The organism is Burkholderia sp. IDO3 (assembly GCF_003366075.1).
Taxonomy (GTDB): Bacteria; Pseudomonadota; Gammaproteobacteria; order Burkholderiales; family Burkholderiaceae; genus Burkholderia; species Burkholderia anthina.
Genome location: NZ_CP028963.1, coordinates 354,735 through 369,846, shown reverse-complemented (window position 1 = coordinate 369,846; position 15,112 = coordinate 354,735). Strand labels below are relative to the sequence as shown.

Genomic DNA, 15,112 nt, shown 5'->3' with positions numbered 1-15,112 from the left:
TTACGGTGATGCGCTCAATTGCCATTCTGCGACGCGCGTTCGAACGCGTCGAGAATCGGCTTGAGCGCCGCGCGCTTCAACTTCAGCGCAGCCTGGTTCACGACGAGGCGCGACGAGATCGCCATGATCTCCTCGACCTCGACCAGATTGTTCGCCTTCAGCGTGCCGCCCGAGCTGACGAGGTCGACGATCGCGTCGGCCAGCCCGACCAGCGGCGCCAGTTCCATCGAACCGTACAGCTTGATCAGGTCGACGTGCACGCCCTTCGCGGCAAAGTGTTCGCGCGCCGTTTCGACGTACTTGGTCGCGACCCGCAGGCGCGCGCCCTGGCGCACCGCGTTCGCGTAGTCGAAACCGGCCGGCACGGCCACCGACATCCGGCAGCGTGCAATGTTCAGATCGATCGGCTGGTACAGGCCCGAGCCGCCGTGCTCGACCAGCACGTCCTTGCCGGCCACGCCGAAATCGGCCGCGCCGTATTCGACATAGGTCGGCACGTCGCTCGCGCGCACGATGATCACGCGCAGGTTCGGATCGGTCGTCGGCAGGATCAGCTTGCGCGACGTTTCCGGATCCTCGGCCACCTGCACGCCGGCAGCCGCCAGCAGCGGCAGGGTTTCCTCGAAAATCCGGCCCTTCGACAGGGCGAGGGTCAGCGGCGCGGTCATGCTTGGCTCCCGGAAAGACGGCGCACGTTCGCGCCGACAGCGGTCAGTTTGGCTTCCATGCGGTCGTAGCCGCGGTCCAGATGGTAGATGCGGTCGACGAGCGTTTCGCCTTCGGCACGCAGCCCGGCGATCACGAGGCTCGCCGACGCGCGCAGGTCGGTCGCCATCACGGTTGCGCCGGACAGCTTGTCGACGCCGGTCACGAGCGCCGTATTGCCGTCGACCGTGATGTTCGCGCCGAGCCGGTTCAGTTCCTGCACGTGCATGAAGCGATTCTCGAAAATGGTCTCGACGATCTGCGCGGTGCCCGTCGCGATCGAATTCAGGGCCATGAACTGCGCCTGCATGTCGGTCGGGAACGCCGGGTATTCCGACGTGCGGATCGTCACCGCCGACGGGCGGCGGTCCATCTTCACGCGCAGCCAGTTGTCGCCTTCCTCGATCGACACGCCGGCTTCGCGCAGCTTGTCGACCACCGCGTCGAGGATCTGCGGGCGCATGCCCGTCAGCATCACGTCGCCGCCGGCCGCCGCGACCGCGCACAGGAACGTGCCGGCCTCGATACGGTCGGGAATCACCGAATGGCGCGCGCCATGCAGGCGCTCGACGCCCTGGATCACGAGGCGGTCGGTGCCGATGCCGTCGATTTTCGCGCCCATCGCGACCAGCAAGTGTGCGAGATCGCTCACTTCCGGCTCGCGCGCCGCGTTTTCGATCACCGTCTCGCCGTCGGCCAGCGTCGCGGCCATCAGCAGGTTTTCGGTGCCCGTCACCGTGATCATGTCGGTCACGATGCGCGCGCCCTTCAGGCGCTTCGCGCGGGCTTCGATGAAGCCGTGCTCGATGCTGATCTCGGCGCCCATCGCCTGCAGGCCCTTGATGTGCTGATCCACCGGACGCGCGCCGATCGCGCAGCCGCCCGGCAGCGACACCTTCGCTTCGCCGAAGCGCGCGAGCAGCGGCCCGAGCACGAGGATCGATGCGCGCATCGTCTTCACGAGCTCGTACGGCGCGACGAGGTTGTCGACGTTCGACGCGTCGAGCTGCACGCGGCAGCCGTCCGTTTCGCTCTTCACGCCCATCTGGTTCAGCACCTTCAGCGTGGTACGCACGTCCTTCAGGTTCGGCACGTTGTCGAGCTCGACCGGATCGGCGCTCAGCAGCCCCGCGCACAGGATCGGCAGCGCGGCGTTCTTCGCGCCGGACACGACGATCTCGCCGGACAGCCGGCGACCGCCTTCGATCACGAGCTTGTCCATCCCCTGTCCCTGCGATTCCCCGTTGGCGGCCGGGTGTGCCGTGGCGACGCTCTGGACGGCGTCGCGCTCGTTGACGGTGACTTGCACTCAGTGGTTCCGGTTATGCGTTCTGCCATTCGGCGGGCGTCAGCGTCTTCATGCTGAGCGCGTGGATTTCCTGCTTCATGCGATCGCCGAGCGCCGCATAGACGAGCTGGTGCCGCTGGATCGGCCGCTTGCCTTCGAAGGCCGCCGACACGATCGTCGCGAAGAAATGCTGGCCGTCGCCTTCGACTTCCAGATGAGTGCAGGCGAGACCGCCGGCGATGTATTGCTTGACCTGTTCGGGCGTCGGCAACATGAGGGGCTCCTGTCGGCGCGCGCCGCCTGTGGCGGCCGCCGCCGTCGATATCAATGACGCAGTTTGTAGCCGGTCGCAAGCAGCCGCATCGCGAATATCGCGAGCAGCACGAAGAAACCGGTGACGATGGCGAGGCTCGCGAGCGGGTTGATGTCGGACGCGCCGAAGAACCCGTAGCGGAAACCGTCGATCATGTAGAAAAACGGGTTGAGACGCGAAATCTCGCGCCACACGGGCGGCAGCGAGTGCGTCGAATAGAACACGCCGGACAGGAACGTCAGCGGCATGATCAGGAAGTTCTGGAACGCGGCGAGCTGGTCGAACTTCTCGGCCCAGATCCCGGCGATCAGCCCGAGCGTGCCGAGGATCGCCGAGCCGAGCAGCGCGAACGCGATGATGAACAACGGCGCCGCGAAATGCATCGGGATAAACCAGATCGTCACGACGAACACGCCCGTGCCGACCGCGAGCCCGCGCACCACGGACGCGAGCACGTACGCGCCGAAGATGTCCTTGTAGGACAGCGGCGGCAGCAGCACGAACACGAGGTTGCCGGTGATCTTCGACTGGATCAGCGACGACGAGCTGTTCGCGAACGCGTTCTGCAGCACGCTCATCATCACGAGGCCGGGAACGAGAAAGCTCACGTACTCGACGCCTGGATACACCTCGACGCGGCCCGACAGCGCGTGGCCGAAGATCGTCAGATACAGCAGCGCCGTCACGATCGGCGCGCACACCGTCTGGAACGATACCTTCCAGAAACGCAGAAGTTCCTTGTAGAACAGCGTACGAAAACCGCTCATGCCAGTCCCTCGATCACCTCGGCCCCGTTCATCACCTGGACGAACACATCTTCGAGGTCCGCCTTGCGGACCTCGATCTCGTCGAACGTGCAGCCCGCCGCGCGACACTGCGCGAGGATGCGTTCGACATCGTCGTAGCTCGTGAGACGCAGCAGGTGCTCGCCCGGCGCGCGTGCGGCCGGATCGGTCTCCAGCCCGCGCAACTCGGCGGGCAGCGCGCCCGTCGCCAGGCGCAGATACAGCTGCAGCCCCGCGAAACGACGCAGCAGCGCGTCGGTGCGGTCGAGCGCGACGACTTCACCGCGACGCAGCATCGCGATGCGGTCGCACAGCGCCTCGGCTTCCTCGAGGTAATGGGTGGTCAGGACGATCGTGTGGCCCTCGCGGTTCAGTCGCGAGATGAATTTCCACAGCGTCTGGCGCAGTTCGACGTCGACGCCGGCGGTCGGCTCGTCGAGCACGATCACGGGCGGCCGGTGCACGAGCGCCTGCGCGACCAGCACGCGGCGCTTCATCCCGCCCGACAGCGCGCGCATGTTCGCGTCGGCCTTCTCGGTGAGATCGAGATTGGCCATTACTTCGTCGATCCAGTCGTCGTTGCGGTGCAGCCCGAAATAGCCGGACTGGAGCCGCAGCGTCTCGCGGACGGTGAAGAACGGATCGAAAACGAGTTCCTGCGGCACGACGCCGAGCGCGCGGCGCGCGCCGCGGAAGTCCTTGACGACATCGTGGCCGCGCACCGAGATGCTGCCTTCATCGGCCCGGGCGAGCCCGGCGAGGATACTGATGAGCGTGGTCTTGCCTGCGCCGTTCGGGCCGAGCAGGCCGAAAAACTCGCCTTCCTCGACCGACAGACTGACGCCCTTGAGCGCCTGAAGCGATTTGTAGCGCTTCTTGACGTGACGGATTTCTATGGCTGACATGACTGTGCGCGGCGCAATGGCCGCGACGCCTATTCTGGTGCTTGCTGCGAAAGAAAATGGGGGCCGGACGCCGATTGGCTGCCCCGCAAAACGCTTGATTATAGGGCAAACCGGCTAGCGGAGCCGGTGCCGGCGGCACGCGGCCTGAAGCTTGCGCGCCGGGCGGCGCGGCAGGCTTCGGTCGGACAGGGTCAATGTCGCCCGGTGCCTTCGATGAGCGCGTCGACGCCGTAGGCGCGCGCGAGGCTGGCGAGCGTCGGGGGGAGATTGAGGATGTCGAGGGTCGCGCCGCGCGCTTTGGCGGCGCGTTGCCATGCGAGCAGCACGGCGAGCGCGGACGAATCGAACTGCGTCAGCGCCGCGCAATCGACGGCGGTTGCGCCCGCGCCGATGCGCGCGAGACCGTCCGCGAGCGCGGACTTCGCGCTCGCGACGGTCAGCGAGGAGCCGGCTGCGAAGCCGCTCACGACGCCTGCTTGCCGGCGGCAAGTTCCTGGTTGCGCTGCGTCAGGAACTTGATCAGGCCGTCCACGCCGCTTTGCTGGATCTTCTCGTTGAACTGCTGCTGGTACGTCTGGATCAGCCACGCGCCGAGCACGTTCAGGTCATAGACCTTCCAGCCGTTGGCCGACTTGTACAGGCGGTAGTCGATCTGCACCGGCTGACCGTTGTTCATCGCGACCGTCTTCACCACGACGTCGGTATCGGCCGGATCGGCACGGAACGGCGGGTACTGGATCTGCTGGTCCGGCTTCAGCTGCGCGAGCGCGCCCGAATACGTGCGGATCAGCAGCAGCTTGAACTGCTCCTGAATCTGCTGCTGCTGTTCGGCCGACGCCGTGCGCCAGTTGCGGCCCATCGCGAGCTGCGTGGTGCGGCGGAAATCGGTGTACGGCAGGATGTCCTTGTTGACGATCGTGATGATGCGGTTCGTATCGCCCTGCTTGATCGTCTGCTGCTTGACTTCGTCGAGCACTTGCTGCGTCGCCGTCTTGATCAGCGCCTGCGGGTTCGACTGGTCGACTTGCGCGTGAGCTGCGCTGCCGAACGAGAACAGCGCCGCGAAAACGGGGATCAGGAACAGTTTTTTCATCATAGTGACCTGCATGAATGAGTCGATGCGGAGGTTGGAGCCGGTAGCTTACGCGCAAGTTCGCGCGCGCCACCGACTGAATCGTTTCCGGCTGTAACGAATGTATCCGCTCAGAACCGGATGTTCGGCAGATGCAGGCCGCCCGGCGACGGCGGCGCCACCTGCATCGGCGGCACGGTCGTCGCGCTGGCCGGGTTCGGCGCTACGGCCGGACCCGAAGCCGGTGCCGCAACCGCCGCGCCCGATGCGCCGGCCGGCGCGGTCGCGCCGCTCACTGCCGCCGCGCCCGCGGTACCGGCCGCCGGTGCCGCGCCGTCGTCCGGCAGGTCGTACTTCGGCAGCGCATCGTTGCCCGACGTCGTGGCGGCCTCGCCGCGCGCGTTGTCGATCAGCATCTGGCGGCGCTGCAGGTACGCGTTGCGCACGAACGAATACTTGTCGAGCGCCGCGGCATCCAGCACATCGCCCGCACCGAGCAGGTTCGCGCGCGCGTTGACGAGGTTCACGCCGAACAGGCCCCAGCTCAGGCCGTCCGGCTTCACGTAGGTCAGCGGGTTGCCGACGTAGTCGACGCCGAGGCCCGCCGTGTCGCGCAGCGTGCTCGGGCCGAGCAGCGGCAGCACGAGATACGGACCCGACGGCATGCCGTAGCGGCCCATCGTGATCCCGAAGTCGGCCGTGTGCTTCGGCAGCTTCGCGATCGTCGCGACGTCGAACAGGCCGCCGACGCCGAACACCGTATTGATCACGACGCGCATGATGTCGCCGACGCCGTCCGCGATCCGCAGCTGCACGATGTTGTTCGCCGCGATGTAGACGTCGCCGATGTTCGAGAAGAAGTTCGTCACGCTCTCGCGCACCGGCTGCGGCACCACGTATTGATAGCCCTTCGCGACCGGCTTCAACGCGTACGTGTCGACCGTATCGTTGAACTTGTACATCGTCCGGTTGAAGCCTTCGAGCGGATCGCCCTTGGTCGGCGTCTGCACGGTCGCGCAGCCGCTCAACGCGGCGACTGCCGCAACCGCAAGCGCGGCGTGCCTGATGCGGATCGTCTGCATGGTCATTACCCTCTTGTCTTTCTCTCGTGTGGTTATTGAGCGCCCGAAGCGGACACCGCGGACGCCGGCACCGCCACCGGTGCGGGCTCGGCCGGAGCGGCCGATGCGCCGGCCGCCGGCTTCGCGCCGCCCGCGTCGGCTGCCTTGCTGTACAGGAACTGGCCGATCAGGTTCTCGAGCACGATCGCCGACTGCGTCATCGTGATCGTATCGCCCGCCTTCAGCATTTCGGTGTCGCCGCCCGGCTCGAGGCCGATGTACTGCTCGCCGAGCAGGCCCGACGTCAGGATCTTCGCCGACGAATCCTTCGGGAACGGATACTGGCCGTCGATATCGATCGTCACCAGCGCCTGATAGGTATTGGTGTCGAAGCCGATCGTCTTCACGCGGCCGACCACGACGCCCGCGCTCTTCACGGCCGCGCGCGGCTTCAGCCCGCCGATATTGTCGAATTTCATCTTCACCGAATAGGTCGGCTGAAACGACAGCGAGCTCATGTTGCCGACCTTCAGCGCCAGGAACAGCACCGCAAGGAAGCCCACCACCACGAACAGGCCGACCCAGAAGTCGAGAGCAGTCTTTTTCATCGTCATCCCAAAATTTGGCTTGGCTGAGGCTTAGCTGAACATCAGCGCGGTCAGCAGGAAATCGAGGCCGAGTACGGCGAGCGACGCGAACACGACCGTCTTGGTCGTCGCGCGCGACACGCCTTCGGGCGTGGGCTTCGCTTCATACCCTTGATACAGCGCAACGAAGGTCACGGCGAACCCGAACACGATGCTCTTGAGCACGCCGTTGCCGACGTCGGCCCAGACCTGGACCCCGCCCTGCATCTGCGACCAGAACGCGCCCGGATCGACGCCGATCAGCACGACCCCGACGAAATAGCCGCCGAGCACGCCGACCGCGTTGAAGATCGCCGCGAGCAGCGGCATCGCGATGATCCCGGCCCACATGCGCGGCGCGATCACCGTCTTGATCGGGTCCACCGCCATCATCTCGAGCGCGGTGAGTTGCTCGCCGGCCTTCATCAGGCCGATCTCGGCGGTGAGCGACGTGCCCGCGCGCCCCGCGAACAGCAGCGCCGTGACGACCGGGCCGAGCTCGCGCACGAGCGACAGCGCGACCAGCAGCCCGAGCGCCTGCTCGGATCCGTAGCGGTTCAGCGTGTAGTAGCCCTGCAGGCCGAGCACGAAGCCGACGAACAGGCCCGACACGGCGATGATCACGAACGAATAGTTGCCGAGAAAGTGGATCTGCTTCGTGACGAGCCGCGGCCGGCGCAGCAGCGGGAAGAATTCCAGCACGAGGCGCACGAACAGGCGCGTGCCGTAGCCCGCGCGCTCGAGGCCGCCGATGACGTAACGTCCGATCGCGCTGATCATGCGCGCCCTCCGCCGAGCCCGAAATCCGCTGCCAGCGGCGGGCTCGTGTAGTGAAATTTGTACGGGCCGTCCGGCGCGCCGTCGATGAACTGGCGCACGCTCGGATCGGTCGATGCGCGCAGCTCGTCAGGCGTGCCCTGCGCGAGCACACCGCCGTTGGCGAGAAAGTACACGTAATCGGCGATCGCGAACGACTCCGGCACGTCGTGCGTGACGAGGATCGACGTCGCGCCGAGCGCCTGGTTCAGCGTGCGGATCAGGTTCGCGGTGATGCCGAGCGAAATCGGGTCGAGGCCGGCGAACGGCTCGTCGTACATGATGAGCTGCGGGTCCAGCGCGATCGCGCGGGCGAGCGCGATGCGGCGCGCCATCCCGCCCGATACCTCGGACGGCATCAGGTCGCGCGCGCCGCGCAGGCCGACCGCGTTCAGCTTCATCAGCACGAGGTCGCGGATCAGGTCTTCGGGAAGATCGGTGTGTTCGCGCAGCGCGAACGCGACGTTCTCGAACACCGACATGTCGGTAAACAGTGCACCGAACTGGAACAGCATGCCCATCTTGCGGCGCAGCGCATACAGACCCTCGCGGGTCTGCGCGCCGACGTCGGCGCCGCCGAACAGCACCTGGCCGCGGCGCGCGCGCACCAGGCCGCCGATCAGGCGCAGCACGGTCGTCTTGCCGCAACCCGACCCGCCCATGACAGCGACGACCCGGCCGCGCCCGAAGCGCATGTTCAGGTTCGACAGGACGAGGCGGTCGCCGTAGCCAAAGTCGACGTCGCGAAGTTCCAGCAGTGTCTCGGTAGGAGTGGGGCTCACGGAGCTGACAGTCCTTTTACGCAGAACGCCGAATTATAGGGCCTGCCTCGGAATGATGTCGTGAAGCCGCTCCAAGCCCCGCGGTCAATGATTGTCAAATTGTCGGGCAAAACATTGCTGCAACGCAACAATCGCTGCCCGATAATCGATCGCGCCCGTCACCGCACTGACCACCGCCACGCTGCCGACGCCCGTCGCGAGTACGTCCGGCAACGTGTCGAGCCCCACGCCGCCGATCGCGACGAGCGGCGCCCGCGCGCCCGCGAAGCGCGCGTAGCGGGCAATCCGCGCCAGGCCCTGCGGCGGTGCGGCGACCGCCTTGGTCGCGGTCGCGTACACCGGGCCGAGCGCGAGATAGCTCGGGCGCTCGTGCAATGCCCGCAACATTTCGTAGTACCCGTGACTCGACAGCCCGAGCCGCAGGCCGGCGCGCGCGATCGCGGCGAGATCGGCCGTCTCGAGGTCTTCCTGACCCAGATGTACGCCGTACGCCCCCTCTTCTACCGCGATCTGCCAGTGATCGTTGATGAACACGCGCGCATCGGGGTAATGGCGCCCCGCGGCGACCGCCCGCGCGATCTCCCGGCGCAACGCATCGGGGTTCGCGTCTTTCACGCGCAGTTGCACGGTCCGCGCGCCGCAATCGAGCACGCGCTCGACCCATTCTGCATCCGGTACGACCGGATAGAGGCCGAGTTGCGGCGGGCATGGCGGGAACGCCGGCGCCGGCGCGGCGGCCAGACCGGCGACGCGCGGGAACCGCGCGGTGTCGACCGGCCACGCGTCCGCGCCGCGCGCCTCGTCGCCGTCGCGCCACGCCAGCGCGAGCACCAGCGCGTCGATCGGCGCGAAACCGCAATCGAGGAAGGCGGCGAGCGCCGCGATCCAGTCGTCCGCGAGCGGATGCGCGGCGTCGAGCGCGTGGCGCACACCCGCGGCATGCAGCGCCGCGCCGCGTTCGTCGAATTCGATCGCAACCGCGTCCGGCGACGCCGGGCGCGACGCGGCCGACGCGCGCGACTGCGCGGTACGATCGCCGGCCGACACGATCAGCACGTCGCCATCGGCCGGCACGTCGGGCATCGCCATGCAAAGCCGCCACGGCGCCGCGGCGCCCGGCCACTCGCCGAGCCGGGCGCGAATCCGTTCGGCCGCTTCGGCCAGCTCGTCGGCCGGCGGCCAGAACGCATCGGCGAATCGCGCGCTCATGCGCCGCCTCCGTCCTGGTGCCAGAACGGCATCCCGACGACCGGCGTGCTCGCGTGCGCGGTCTCGCGCGCATCCATCGGGCCGGCCAGGTAAGCGGCACGGCCGGCCTCGACGCCCTGCGCGAACGCGCGCGCCATGATTTCCGGGTGCGTGGCCTGCGACACGGCCGTGTTCAGCAGCACGCCGTCGAAGCCCCACTCCATCACCTGGCACGCGTGCGACGGCACGCCGAGCCCGGCGTCGACGATCAGCGGCACGTCAGGCAGCCGCTCGCGCAGCACGCGCAGCCCGTACGGGTTCACGACGCCCTTGCCCGTGCCGATCGGCGCGCCCCACGGCATCAGCGCCTCGCAGCCGACGTCGAGCAGGCGCCGGCCGATCACGAGATCCTCGGTACAGTACGGCAGCACCTTGAAACCGTCCTTGACCAGTTGCGCGGCCGCCTCGATCAGCCCGACCGGGTCGGGCTGCAGCGTGTAGTCGTCGCCGATCAGCTCGAGCTTGATCCAGTCGGTGTCGAACACCTCGCGCGCCATGTGCGCGGTCGTCACCGCCTCGGCAACGGTCTGGCAGCCGGCCGTGTTCGGCAGCAGCGGCACCGCGTGGCGCTTGAGCAGGTCGAAGAAGCCGGCCTCGGCCGTACCGCCCGTCATCTGGCGGCGCAGCGCGACCGTCACCATCCCGGGCCGCGACGCGGCGATCGAATCGGACAGCGACTGCAGCGACGGATAGCGCGACGTGCCGAGCAGCACGCGGCTTGCGAAGGTTTCGCCGTACAGCGTCAGCGCGTCGGCGGAAGTGTGGGACGTCATGTCGTTTTCCTGGAAGAGCGGGGACGGACCGGCGGCGCTCAGCCGCCCGCGACGGGATGCACCACGTCGAGCTTGTCGCCCGCCGCGAGCGCACGCGCCGCATGCTGCGTGCGCGCGACGAAATTGCCGTTCAGCGCGACCGCGTACGGCGGACGTGCGCCGAATGCGGCGAGCGCGTCGGCCACCGTCGCGCCGTCGGGCAGCGTCAGCGTCTGTTGGTTGATCTGGATATCCATGAGACTCGGGTCGAATTCGGTGAACGATGCGCGTCAGGCCGGCTGGCGCACGTCGTCGCGGTGATGAAGGAGCGTCGGCCAGCGCGCGGCGTCGCGCCACGCGGCAAACGCGTCGGCACCGCCGAACGCGCCGCCCAGCGCGGCTTGCGCGAACCCGGCGGCCGCGTGCGCGACTTCCGGCGCGATCATGAAGCCGTGCCGGTACAGGCCGTTGACGGCGAGCGTCGTCGCGCCGTCCCAGATCACCGCCGGGCGGTGATCGGGCAGCGTCGGACGGCATTGCGCATTCAGTTCGAGGATGCGCGCCTCGCCGAACGCCGGGTGCACGGAGAATGCCGCGCTCAGCAGTTCGAGCGCGGAGCGCACGCTGACGGGCGACATGTCCTCGCCCTCCACTTCGGTCGCGCCGATCACGTACAGGTCGTCCTGCTTCGGCGCGATGTACAGCGGATAGCGCGGATGCAGCAGCCGCACCGGCCGCGTGAGCCCGATGCCGGGCGCACGCACGCGCGCGACTTCGCCGCGGATGCCGCGCAGCGCGGGCAGCACCGGCTTCGCGCCGAGCCCGCGGCAATCGATCGTGAAATGCGCGTCGGGCCGGTTCGCGTCGTCAATCGCGGCGTGCCAGTGCAGCTCGACGCCGCGCTGCGCGAGGCCCCCCGCCAGCGCGCGCAGCGCCTGCCGGTTGTCGAGCTGCCCTTCGCGCGGCAGCATCAGCCCGCGCGCGAAGCGGCCCGCCAGCGCGGGTTCGGCCGCGTCCACCTGCGCCCCCGCCAGCGCGACGAAGCCGCCGTCGAACAGTTCGGCCGGCGCATTCGCGCGCACGCGCCGTTCGAACAGCGGCGCCTCCGCGCGATCCGCGTGGTGCCAGACGACGAGCGTGCCGTGATGCTGGAAGAACACGGGTTCGGGCAGTTCCGCGAGCCACCGCGGCCAGCGGGCGAGCGACGCGGCGCCGAGCTCGGTGATCAGCAGTTCGGCGCTCGCCGCCTCGGCGAGTGGCGCAAGCATCGCGGCCGCGATCCACGCGGCCGACTGCTCGCCGTCCGGGCCGCCGCGCTCGTACAGCGCGACGCGATGCCCGTCGCCCGCGAGCCGCCATGCGATCAGGCGGCCGACCAGGCCGCCGCCGAGCACGGCGAAATCCGGCCGGCGATCGTGAACGTTCGAAGCGCCGGTGTTCATCGTGCGCCCTCCGCGCGGGTGCGCGAAACGAGCGCCAATGCACACGCACCGTCCCGTGCCAACGCACACGACGGTGAATCAGGAACAGCGCAAAAGACTGAAGATTGAGCGGTCATCATTCCTTCCGTAACGCGCGATGCGCGTACCCAAAAGGACGAAACCGGCAGCAAAGGCCGGCCGGGCGGGACTCGGGCGCTGACCATGTGGGATGGCGGCCAGCGCGGCCCGGCGGGATCAGAAACTTCCCTCGCCGGTATTACCCGGATCGGGTGCGAAGGGTCTTTCTCAGCCTCGCCGCGTTGCCCGGAACTACCCGTCGGCCGCGCTCGAAGCACCCCTGTTTCGTCGTCGGTCATTAGACCATAAAAGCGGAAAGCGCCGCAAACTGTCCCCCTTGCGGCAAATTCGCCGTCGTGCCGGGCCGCTCTGGCACAATGCCTGCAGGCCGGCCGCGCAAGCGGCCGGTTGCCGCGTCACCGCCGGCCTTAAGTGCCGTTTAAGACGCGCGGGCGAACATCCGGGCGCCCGCCGTCAGTCGGCATCTCGTCCGGCATGCCGTATCGCGGCGCGCGCCCGGCTTCGCCCGGCCCGCGCGCCGGCTACTCATCAGGAAGCACATGACCCAATCGATCGATCCCGTCCGCTCCGCCTCCGACGCGCCGCAGGACGAGCGCCCGATATCCGCGTGGAGCCTCATCAAGCCCTACTGGGTGTCATCCGAATGGAAAATCGCGTGGGGCTTGCTGATCACGATCATCGCGATCAACCTCTGCGTGGTCTGGATCAACGTCAAGCTGAACAAGTGGAACGCGCAGTTCTACAACGCGCTGCAGTCGAAGGACGTCCACGACTTCCCGAGCCTGCTGATGCAGTTCTCGGCGCTCGCGTTCGGCTTCATCATCCTCGCGGTGTACGGCCGCTACCTGCGGCAGATGCTGGGCTTCCGCTGGCGCCAGTGGCTCACCGATCGCTTCCTCGGCCAGTGGCTCGGCGATCGCGCGTTCTACCGGATCGAACGCGACCGCCTCGCCGACAACCCCGACCAGCGGATCACCGACGACCTCCAGTCGTTCGCGACGACGACGCTCGCGCTGTCGCTCGACCTGCTGTCGACTGTCGTCACGCTGGTGTCGTTCATCACGATCCTGTGGTCGCTCGCCGGCGCGCTGACGCTCTCGCTCGGCGCGACGCCGATCACGATTCCCGGCTACATGGTGTGGGCGGCCGCGCTGTACGCGGTGATCGGTTCGCTGATCATCCAGAAGGTCGGCCATCCGCTCGTGTCGATCAACTACCAGCAGCAGCGCGTCGAAGCCGACTTCCGCTTCGGGCTGATTCGCGTGCGCGAAAACGCCGAGCAGATCGCGTTCTACGACGGCGAGAAAACCGAGACGAGCAATGCGCAAAGCCTCTTCATGCGCATCCGAGACAACTGGTGGCGCGTGATGAAGTACACGAAGCGCCTCACGTTCGTGCTGAGCTTCTACGGGCAGATCGCGATCATCTTCCCGCTCGTCGTCGCCGCGCCGCGCTATTTCGCGGGCGCGTTCTCGTTCGGCGTGCTGATGCAGATCTCGTCCGCGTTCGGCACCGTCAGCGATTCGTTCTCGTGGTTCATCAACAGTTACTCGACCCTCGTCGAATGGCGTGCCACCGTCAACCGTCTGCGTGAATTCAAGCGCGTGATGGGCACGTCGCACCTGAAGGAAAGCCTGTCGCCCGCGACCGAACACGGCGGCATCAACCTGCACTACGTCGATGCCGCGAAGCTGTCGACGTCGTCGCTGAAGCTCGCGCTGCCGAACGGCAACGCGCTCGCGAACATCGGCAACGTGACGATCGAGCCCGGCTCGCGCTGGCTCGTGATCGGCAAGTCGGGTTCCGGCAAGAGCACGTTCATGCGCGCGATCGCGGGCCTGTGGCCGTTCGGCGACGGCGCGATCGACGCGCCGGTCGGCGCGCGAATGATGTTCGTGCCGCAAACCAGCTACCTGCCGATCGGCACGCTGAAGGCCGCGCTCACGTATCCGTCCGCGCCCGACGCGTTCACCGACGACGCATGCCGCGACGCGCTGCGCGCGTGCCGCCTGGAAGACTACGCCGAGCGCCTCGACGAAAGCGGGCACTGGACGCGCGTGCTGTCGCCGGGCGAACAGCAGCGTCTGGCCGGCGCGCGCGTGCTGCTGCACAAGCCGGACTTCCTGTTCCTCGACGAAGCCACGAGCGCGCTCGACGCCGACAACGAAGCGCGGCTCTATCACCTGTTCGCCGAGCAGTTGCCGAAGGCCGCGATCGTCAGCATCGCGCACCGCGAGTCGCTGGCCGCGTTCCACGCCGGCACGATCAACGTCGAGCGCCTGAACGACGACGACAAGGTCGCTGCATGAGCGCACGCGCCGCGCACCTCGCCCGGATCGCGCTGATCACCGGCGCCGGTTCGGGGATCGGCGCGGCACTGGCGCGGCGGCTCGCGGCACCGGGCATCGCGCTCGCGCTGCATGCGCGCGGCGCCGACGAAGCAGCGCGTGCACGGCTTGCCGAAGTCGCTGCAGGCTGCACCGCGGCGGGCGCCGAATGCGCGACGCTCACCGGCGATCTCGCCGAGCCGGGCGTCGCAACGGCGCTCGTCGATGCGACCGTCGCGCGTTTCGGCGGGCTCGATCAGCTGGTCGCGAACGCCGGTTTCGCCGCGCGGCAGGCATTTTCCGATCTCTCGCCGGACGCGCTCGCGGCCGCCTTCGCGGCGATGCCCGGCGCGTTCTCCGCGCTCGCGGGTCGCGCGCGGCCGCTGCTCGAGGCGTCGGCCGCGCCGCGCATCGTCGCAGTCAGCTCGTTCGTCGCGCACCGTTACCGCGCCGATGCGCCGTTCGCGGCAACCGCCGCCGCGAAGGCCGCGCTCGAATCGCTCGTGCGCACCGCCGCGGCCGAATTCGCCGCGCACGGCATCACCGTCAACGCGGTCGCGCCGGGCTTCACGCGCAAGGACCACGGCCCGAGCGCGGGCAATGCCGCCGCGTGGGCGCGGGCCGAACAGGCGACGCCGCTCGGCCGGATCGCCGAACCCGACGACGTCGCCGCGCTGATCGCGTTCCTGCTGTCGGACGCGGCGCGGCAGATCACCGGCCAGGTCGTGCATGTCGACGGCGGCCTGACGCTCTGACGCGGCAACACGCCCTTCCCGCGGCGGCACCGCCGCCCACATCGCGACGCACCGCCGTCGTCGAGCACCGCCCTCCGCCGCCCGAGCCCGCGTCGACCTTTTTGGCATCCCGTATCGCGCCCGTAAAATAGCCGCCACACTGCCGCACAACGGGCGG

Annotated in this window: 17 protein-coding genes and 1 riboswitch; of the genes, 2 read left to right on the top strand and 15 right to left on the bottom strand. The window is 68.2% G+C overall.

Annotated elements, in window-relative coordinates; translation table 11 throughout:
• Positions 1-14 precede the first annotated feature (14 nt).
• The 15 genes from hisG to DCN14_RS16125 form a co-directional block, all read right to left on the bottom strand.
• The gene (gene hisG, locus DCN14_RS16195; RefSeq protein WP_006751807.1) at positions 15-668 is read right to left on the bottom strand and encodes an ATP phosphoribosyltransferase; all 654 of its coding nucleotides are present in this window, start codon (positions 666-668) and stop codon (positions 15-17) included.
• Positions 665-2,014, bottom strand: a complete 1,350-nt coding sequence (gene murA / locus DCN14_RS16190; RefSeq protein WP_096504247.1) for a UDP-N-acetylglucosamine 1-carboxyvinyltransferase — start codon at positions 2,012-2,014, stop codon at positions 665-667. Before murA ends, hisG begins: the two co-directional genes overlap by 4 nt.
• 13 nt (positions 2,015-2,027) lie before the next feature.
• Positions 2,028-2,267, bottom strand: a complete 240-nt coding sequence (locus DCN14_RS16185; protein WP_006477131.1) for a BolA family protein — start codon at positions 2,265-2,267, stop codon at positions 2,028-2,030.
• A gap of 50 nt (positions 2,268-2,317) precedes the next feature.
• Positions 2,318-3,073, bottom strand: coding sequence for an ABC transporter permease (locus tag DCN14_RS16180; RefSeq protein WP_096504245.1), 756 nt, complete (start codon positions 3,071-3,073; stop codon positions 2,318-2,320).
• Positions 3,070-3,996 carry an ABC transporter ATP-binding protein gene (locus tag DCN14_RS16175; RefSeq protein ID WP_096504243.1) on the bottom strand — a complete coding sequence of 309 codons (927 nt, stop codon included), beginning with the start codon at positions 3,994-3,996 and terminating at the stop codon, positions 3,070-3,072. Before DCN14_RS16175 ends, DCN14_RS16180 begins: the two co-directional genes overlap by 4 nt.
• 191 nt (positions 3,997-4,187) lie before the next feature.
• Positions 4,188-4,463, bottom strand: coding sequence for an STAS domain-containing protein (locus DCN14_RS16170; protein ID WP_096504241.1), 276 nt, complete (start codon positions 4,461-4,463; stop codon positions 4,188-4,190).
• On the bottom strand, positions 4,460-5,089 hold the full coding sequence (locus tag DCN14_RS16165) for an ABC transporter substrate-binding protein (RefSeq protein ID WP_096504447.1): 630 nt from the start codon (positions 5,087-5,089) through the stop codon (positions 4,460-4,462). Before DCN14_RS16165 ends, DCN14_RS16170 begins: the two co-directional genes overlap by 4 nt.
• A 110-nt stretch (positions 5,090-5,199) precedes the next feature.
• Positions 5,200-6,150 (bottom strand): VacJ family lipoprotein, encoded by a 951-nt coding sequence (locus tag DCN14_RS16160; RefSeq protein ID WP_096504445.1) that lies wholly within the window; start codon positions 6,148-6,150, stop codon positions 5,200-5,202.
• Positions 6,151-6,182: 32 nt separating this feature from the next.
• Positions 6,183-6,743, bottom strand: a complete 561-nt coding sequence (gene mlaD, locus DCN14_RS16155; protein ID WP_096504239.1) for an outer membrane lipid asymmetry maintenance protein MlaD — start codon at positions 6,741-6,743, stop codon at positions 6,183-6,185.
• Between the two features lie 24 nt (positions 6,744-6,767).
• Positions 6,768-7,535 carry a lipid asymmetry maintenance ABC transporter permease subunit MlaE gene (gene mlaE / locus DCN14_RS16150; RefSeq protein ID WP_096504237.1) on the bottom strand — a complete coding sequence of 256 codons (768 nt, stop codon included), beginning with the start codon at positions 7,533-7,535 and terminating at the stop codon, positions 6,768-6,770.
• Positions 7,532-8,353: an ABC transporter ATP-binding protein gene (locus DCN14_RS16145; RefSeq protein WP_096504235.1), complete on the bottom strand. Its 822-nt coding sequence runs from the start codon at positions 8,351-8,353 to the stop codon at positions 7,532-7,534. The genes mlaE and DCN14_RS16145 overlap by 4 nt, the downstream gene beginning before the upstream one ends.
• Before the next feature lie 84 nt (positions 8,354-8,437).
• Positions 8,438-9,562 carry a thiamine phosphate synthase gene (gene thiE / locus DCN14_RS16140; protein WP_096504233.1) on the bottom strand — a complete coding sequence of 375 codons (1,125 nt, stop codon included), beginning with the start codon at positions 9,560-9,562 and terminating at the stop codon, positions 8,438-8,440.
• The gene (locus tag DCN14_RS16135) at positions 9,559-10,374 is read right to left on the bottom strand and encodes a thiazole synthase (protein ID WP_096504231.1); all 816 of its coding nucleotides are present in this window, start codon (positions 10,372-10,374) and stop codon (positions 9,559-9,561) included. The genes thiE and DCN14_RS16135 overlap by 4 nt, the downstream gene beginning before the upstream one ends.
• Before the next feature lie 38 nt (positions 10,375-10,412).
• Entirely contained in the window at positions 10,413-10,610 is a 198-nt protein-coding gene (thiS, locus tag DCN14_RS16130; RefSeq protein ID WP_096504229.1) for a sulfur carrier protein ThiS, read from the bottom strand.
• Positions 10,611-10,643: 33 nt separating this feature from the next.
• Complete coding sequence (locus DCN14_RS16125) at positions 10,644-11,795, bottom strand: FAD-dependent oxidoreductase (protein WP_096504227.1); 1,152 nt, start codon at positions 11,793-11,795, stop codon at positions 10,644-10,646.
• 225 nt (positions 11,796-12,020) lie between these two features.
• A riboswitch (TPP riboswitch) is annotated at positions 12,021-12,144 on the bottom strand.
• Positions 12,145-12,412: 268 nt separating this feature from the next.
• Between DCN14_RS16125 and DCN14_RS16120 the strand changes: the two genes are divergently transcribed.
• The gene (locus tag DCN14_RS16120; RefSeq protein WP_096504225.1) at positions 12,413-14,182 is read left to right on the top strand and encodes an ABC transporter ATP-binding protein/permease; all 1,770 of its coding nucleotides are present in this window, start codon (positions 12,413-12,415) and stop codon (positions 14,180-14,182) included.
• Positions 14,179-14,955: an SDR family oxidoreductase gene (locus DCN14_RS16115; RefSeq protein WP_096504223.1), complete on the top strand. Its 777-nt coding sequence runs from the start codon at positions 14,179-14,181 to the stop codon at positions 14,953-14,955. Before DCN14_RS16120 ends, DCN14_RS16115 begins: the two co-directional genes overlap by 4 nt.
• Positions 14,956-15,112: the final 157 nt, after the last annotated feature.

Coding starts and splice junctions, on each gene's coding strand:
- hisG (WP_006751807.1), bottom strand. CDS start 668: ATGACCGCGCCGCTGACCCTCGCCCTGTCGAAGGGCCGGATTTTCGAG.
- DCN14_RS16185 (WP_006477131.1), bottom strand. CDS start 2,267: ATGTTGCCGACGCCCGAACAGGTCAAGCAATACATCGCCGGCGGTCTC.
- DCN14_RS16180 (WP_096504245.1), bottom strand. CDS start 3,073: ATGAGCGGTTTTCGTACGCTGTTCTACAAGGAACTTCTGCGTTTCTGG.
- DCN14_RS16175 (WP_096504243.1), bottom strand. CDS start 3,996: ATGTCAGCCATAGAAATCCGTCACGTCAAGAAGCGCTACAAATCGCTT.
- DCN14_RS16165 (WP_096504447.1), bottom strand. CDS start 5,089: ATGAAAAAACTGTTCCTGATCCCCGTTTTCGCGGCGCTGTTCTCGTTC.
- DCN14_RS16160 (WP_096504445.1), bottom strand. CDS start 6,150: ATGCAGACGATCCGCATCAGGCACGCCGCGCTTGCGGTTGCGGCAGTC.
- mlaD (WP_096504239.1), bottom strand. CDS start 6,743: ATGACGATGAAAAAGACTGCTCTCGACTTCTGGGTCGGCCTGTTCGTG.
- mlaE (WP_096504237.1), bottom strand. CDS start 7,535: ATGATCAGCGCGATCGGACGTTACGTCATCGGCGGCCTCGAGCGCGCG.
- thiE (WP_096504233.1), bottom strand. CDS start 9,562: ATGAGCGCGCGATTCGCCGATGCGTTCTGGCCGCCGGCCGACGAGCTG.
- DCN14_RS16135 (WP_096504231.1), bottom strand. CDS start 10,374: ATGACGTCCCACACTTCCGCCGACGCGCTGACGCTGTACGGCGAAACC.
- thiS (WP_096504229.1), bottom strand. CDS start 10,610: ATGGATATCCAGATCAACCAACAGACGCTGACGCTGCCCGACGGCGCG.
- DCN14_RS16125 (WP_096504227.1), bottom strand. CDS start 11,795: ATGAACACCGGCGCTTCGAACGTTCACGATCGCCGGCCGGATTTCGCC.
- DCN14_RS16120 (WP_096504225.1), top strand. CDS start 12,413: ATGACCCAATCGATCGATCCCGTCCGCTCCGCCTCCGACGCGCCGCAG.
- DCN14_RS16115 (WP_096504223.1), top strand. CDS start 14,179: ATGAGCGCACGCGCCGCGCACCTCGCCCGGATCGCGCTGATCACCGGC.